6 protein-coding genes are annotated in these 4,659 nt (G+C 75.4%); 3 read left to right on the top strand and 3 right to left on the bottom strand.

Going from position 1 to position 4,659, the window contains the following annotated elements:
* A partial coding sequence (locus ADY59_RS54195; protein ID WP_197094195.1) for a helix-turn-helix domain-containing protein occupies window positions 1-176 on the bottom strand: 176 nt, incomplete at its 3' end.
* Between the two features lie 68 nt (window positions 177-244).
* Window positions 245-1,951 (bottom strand): hypothetical protein, encoded by a 1,707-nt coding sequence (locus ADY59_RS46565; RefSeq protein ID WP_063780998.1) that lies wholly within the window; start codon window positions 1,949-1,951, stop codon window positions 245-247.
* A 137-nt stretch (window positions 1,952-2,088) separates the two neighbouring features.
* Between ADY59_RS46565 and ADY59_RS46560 the strand changes: the two genes are divergently transcribed.
* A complete protein-coding gene (locus tag ADY59_RS46560) occupies window positions 2,089-2,565 on the top strand; it encodes a GNAT family N-acetyltransferase (protein ID WP_063780997.1) in 477 nt (158 codons plus the stop codon).
* Here ADY59_RS46560 and ADY59_RS46555 read toward each other — a convergent pair.
* Window positions 2,553-3,278: a GntR family transcriptional regulator gene (locus tag ADY59_RS46555; RefSeq protein ID WP_197094194.1), complete on the bottom strand. Its 726-nt coding sequence runs from the start codon at window positions 3,276-3,278 to the stop codon at window positions 2,553-2,555. The genes ADY59_RS46560 and ADY59_RS46555 overlap by 13 nt on opposite strands.
* A 95-nt stretch (window positions 3,279-3,373) precedes the next feature.
* Between ADY59_RS46555 and ADY59_RS46550 the strand changes: the two genes are divergently transcribed.
* A complete protein-coding gene (locus ADY59_RS46550) occupies window positions 3,374-4,033 on the top strand; it encodes an N-acetylmannosamine-6-phosphate 2-epimerase (RefSeq protein ID WP_049577554.1) in 660 nt (219 codons plus the stop codon).
* A gap of 143 nt (window positions 4,034-4,176) precedes the next feature.
* Window positions 4,177-4,659 (top strand): ROK family protein (locus ADY59_RS46545; RefSeq protein WP_197094193.1); only part of this gene is annotated, 483 nt, incomplete at its 3' end.

Raw genomic sequence — 4,659 nt, 5'->3', positions numbered from 1 at the left:
GCCTCGCCCTCGGCCCGGTAGCGCGCGACGAGCTTGGAGACCCAGCCCTTGGACACCCCGTAGGTGCGGGCGACCTCTGCCTGGGAGCGGCCCTCGACGACAACGGCGGTGATGACAACTCTGGCGACACACCACCCACGCTGTTGACCAAGGCGGTTGCCTATGTCCCGAGACACACTCTGTTGAAGTTTCCTATGTCTTGCGACATGAGTTTCCTATGTCCTGAACCAGGACACTATCCCCGCTACTCGTCGCGAGATCCCGCCCAACTGGGCGGGATCTCGTCGTTTCCCGGCAGGTACGAGCAACGCGCGCCCGTCCGCACGGCCGCCCGGAGCTCCACGCCGATGACCGGGTCCGCCTCCGCGATCCGGGTCAGCGCCCGCCTGACGGCCTTGCCGACGGCGATCCTGGCCCGCTCCTCACCGCCCGCCCGGTCCTCCTCGACCAGGTCGGCGGCCGGGATCTCGCGGCCGGGGCGCTCGACCAGGGCGGCCAGATGACGCATGCCGACGCTGTCGGCGACCAGCGCGCGACGCCCGCCCAGCGTCACCCGCCACTGCCTGCCGTGCCGCTCGATCAGGCAGGCGCCCGGGCCGGCGGGCAGCAGCATGCCCAGGACGCGGGCCTCCCGCGCGGCGACCAGCCGCTCCCGGCAGGCGTCCTCGTCGTCCAGGCCGTGCCGCAGCGCCAGGGCCTGCGCCAGCCGGTGCCGCGACAGCACCCCGGCGGGCCGGTGTCCCAGCGCCAGGTTGTCGCGCACCGCCGCGCGCAGCTCCGCCACGGCCCCGTCCACGTCGCCGACGGTCAGCGCCGCCATCCCCAGCGTGTGCCGCGCCGAGCCGAAGCACGTCACGCCCGGCCCCGCCACCATCGGCAGCCCCGCGTACGGCCCGAGCAGCTCCCGCACCCGCGCCGCCGTGGCGGTGTCACGCAGCAGGTAGGCCGCCTCGGCCAGGCAGTACAGCGTCGCCAGCCAGCTGCCCGAGCGCGGCAGGTTCCGGCCGCGCAACCCGGCCAGCAGGCCCGCCGCCGTCCGATGGTCGCCGGCCGTCGCGGCGGCCACGGCCAGGCCCGCCGCCACCGACTGGTCCACCGGGCTGAGCGTGGGGGAGCCCGCCAGCTCCCGCAGCGACGGCACCAGCTCACCGGCACGCCCCTGGAACCAGCGGATCGCGCCGAGCTGCCCGCCGTACCAGCCGGGCGCGTCCACGTGGCCGGCCTCGGCGCCCCGCTGCGCGCACGCGCCCGCCAGCGCCTCCGCCTCCTCGAAGCGGCCCGCCCGCGTCGCCAGCATCACCTCCGCCGCCCGCGCCACGAACCCGACCGCCAGGTGATCACCCGCCGCCAGCGCCGCCCGCAGCTCCCGCAGGGACCGCTCGGCCTGCGGGTCGGCCGCCTTGAACAGGTCGACGGTCCGCCACATCAGCCCCAGGAGCAGGTCGCCGCGCCGGCCCGTGCGCGCCGCCACGCCCATCAGCTCCGACGCCAGCGCCAGGCGCGTCCCGGCGTGCGCCGGGCCCAGCAGGCAGTGGTGCGCCAGGCTGAGCGCCTCCGCCAGCGCCACCGGGTCGCCCGCCGCCCTGGCCTCCTCCAGCAGTCGCAGGGTCCCGGCGTGCTCGCCCGACCGGTAGTCCTCCTCGCCACGCATCCTGATCCGCAGCCGCAGCGCCAGCGGTGAGCGCGGGCCGACCAGCGCCAGCGCCCGCCGCTGCAGCGCCCGTACCGTCTCCTGTCCGGCGCCGGAGCGGTGCTCGTGCACCCAGATCCCGCCCAGCCCCAGCGCCGCCCGCGCCAGCGCGGCGCGGTCGCCGCTCGCCTCGGCCCGGCCGTGAGCCGTCTCGAAACACCGCCGCGCGGCCGCCAGATCCCCTTCTTCGTACAGCGCACGCTCGCCCGCCGTGATCGCGAACGTGCTGTCGTCACAGCGGGCCAGGTTGACGCCCCCCACCGAACAGCCACCTCCCGGGAATGCGCGCGCACGCCATCCCAACAGGCCCCCGCCCCCCGGCGTACACCCACGCCTGCGCATCGTCGCACGGAGGCGGGCGAAATGGGTAGGCGCGCGGGTGTCGTACCCTGACGCACATGATTCGCCCCGCCACCCCCGACGACGTGCCCGCGATCAACCAGATGGTCCGCGACCTGGCCGAATACGAGAAATCTCTGCACGAGGTCAAGCTGACCGAGGAACGGCTGAAGGACGCCCTGTTCGGCGACTCCCCGGCGGCGTTCGCCCACGTCGCCGAGAGCGACGGCGCGGTCGTCGGCTTCGCGCTCTGGTTCCTCAGCTTCTCCACCTGGACCGGGACGCACGGGATCTACCTGGAAGATCTGTACGTGCAGCCCGGGGCCCGGGGCGGCGGGCACGGCAAGGCGCTCATGACGGAGCTGGCCCGCATCGGCGTCGAGCGTGGCTACGAGCGGTTCGAATGGTCGGTGCTCGACTGGAACCGGCCGACGATCGACTTCTACCGCTCGATCGGCGCCGAGCCCTGCGACGACTGGATCCGCTACCGGCTGTCCGGCGAGCCGCTGCGCTCGTTCGCCGATCAGTCGCGGTAGGAGGGGCAGTCGCGGTAGATCGTCAGCTCGTAGGAGTAGCGGTCGGCCCGATAGAGCGACAGCGCGCGCTCGACCGCCCGGCCGCGCGCGTCGTAGGCCGTCCGCTGCACCAGGAAGGCCGGCGAGAACGCCGGCACCCGCAGCTCCCGCGCGTCGGCCGGGTCGAGCACGGTCGCCCTGATCGTCTGCTCCGCCCGGCGCGGCGCCAGCCCGTGCCCGGCCAGCTCCTCGTACAGCGACCCGCGCAGCGCCTCGCCCAGCTCGCCCGGCACCAGCGCCGACGGCAGGTAGGAGTGCTCCAGACAGATCGGCTCGCCGTCGGCCGTGCGCACCCGGCGCACGTGCAGCACCTCGGCCGCCGGGCTGATGCCCAGCGCGTAGCCGACCTCCGCCCCGGCCGGGATCCGCTCCTCCGTCACCGCGAGCGACCCGGGCCGCAGCCCCCGCGCCCGCATGTCCTCGCTGAACGAGGTCAGCTCCACCGACTTGGCGATGCGCGGCTCGCTCGCGAACGTCCCCGAGCCCTGCACCCGGTAGACCCGGCCCTCCAGCTCCAGCTGGTCCAGCACCAGCCGCACCGTCAGCCGGCTCGCCGAGAACTCCTCCGCCAGGCTGCGCTCCGTCGGCAGCCGGTCGTGCGGGGCCAGCTTGTCGCGCAGGAGCGAGAGCAGATGCCGGCGCAGCCGGGCCGACTTGCCCTCCGCTTCATTCACAGCGGGCAGTCTAGCCCTACCCGGAATTGGGCTATACCATTTCGGCGGACGATCCTCCGTGTGGTGGGGGATCTGGTGGATTGGGCTATACAACTATGCTGGAACAGATCCGTGGAGGCCTCGTCGTCTCCTGCCAGGCGCCCGACGGGCACCCGCTGCGCGACCCCGGGGCCATCGCCCTGCTCGCCCGCTGCGCCGAGCTCGGCGGCGCGGCCGGGCTCCGGATCAACTCCGCCGGCGACATCCGCGCCGTCCGGCGGAGCGCCACGCTGCCGGTCATCGGCCTGCACAAGATCCCGTACGCGCACCGCCACCTCATCACGCCCACCCTCGACCTGGCCCGCGACCTGGTGGCGGCCGGGGCCGCGATGGTCGCCGTCGACCTGACCCGCGAATCGCCCGCCGACGCCGCGTTCGTCTCGGCCGTGCGGGAGCTGGTGCCCGTGATGGCCGACGTCTCCACGCTCGGCGAGGGCCTCGCGGCCTGGGACGCCGGCGCGGCCGTGGTCGGCACCACGCTGTCCGGCTACACGGCCGCCCAGCTGCCCACGCCCGACGACCCCGACCTCGCGCTCGTCGCCGCTCTCGCGGGGCGCGGGGTCCGGGTGGTCGCCGAGGGACGGTACCGGACGGGGGAGCAGGTACGGCGCGCGTTCGAGGCGGGGGCGTGGGCCGTGGTGGTCGGCGGCGCGATCACCGACCCGGTCGCCATCACCGCCCGGCTGACCACCGCCACCCCGGCGGCCACCCGATGACCGGCCCCCTTCCCCACCGGGACGGCGGGGCTTCTCCGGGGGGCGGCGGGGTTTCTCCGGGAGGCGGTGTTTGCGGGGAGGGCGGTGGGTCTTTCCGGGCGGAGGGTGAGGTCTTCGACGGTGACGGCGGGGGGCCGCTGGCGGTGGCGGTCGACATCGGCGGGACCAAGATCTCGGCCGGGCTGGTGGACGCGGCCGGGCGGCTGACCGGGCAGCGGCGCACGGCCACCCCGGCGGCCGGCGGCGGCGAGGCGATCATGGCCGCCGTCCTGGACTGCGCCCGCCCCCTGCGGGCCCTCGGCGGCGGCCGGGTGGTGGCGTGCGGCATCGCGACCGCCGGCGTGGTCGACGCCGCCGGACGCGTCACCAGCGCCACCGACCTGCTGACCGGCTGGACGGGCACCGACGTCAGGTCCATCGCCGAACACGCCCTCGGCCTCCCCGCGACCGTGGTGAACGACTGCCACGCGGCCGGCACCGCCGAAGCCCGCCTCGGCGCCGCCCGGGGCGCCCGCACCGCCCTCGTCGTCGCCGTCGGCACCGGGATCGGCGGCGCCCTGGTGACCGGCGGCACGACGCTCCCCGGCGCCACAGGCACCGCGGGCGCCCTCGGCCACCTCCCCGCC

The organism is Nonomuraea sp. SBT364 (genome assembly GCF_001083785.1).
Classification (GTDB): Bacteria; Actinomycetota; Actinomycetes; order Streptosporangiales; family Streptosporangiaceae; genus Nonomuraea.
Note: the sequence above shows the minus strand (reverse complement) of the source record. Positions and strands in the feature narration are given on the sequence as shown.

Bases quoted from the DNA above. Each gene is read 5' to 3' on its own strand.
- ADY59_RS46560 (WP_063780997.1), top strand. From the start codon at position 2,089: ATGATTCGCCCCGCCACCCCCGACGACGTGCCCGCGATCAACCAGATG.
- ADY59_RS46550 (WP_049577554.1), top strand. From the start codon at position 3,374: ATGCTGGAACAGATCCGTGGAGGCCTCGTCGTCTCCTGCCAGGCGCCC.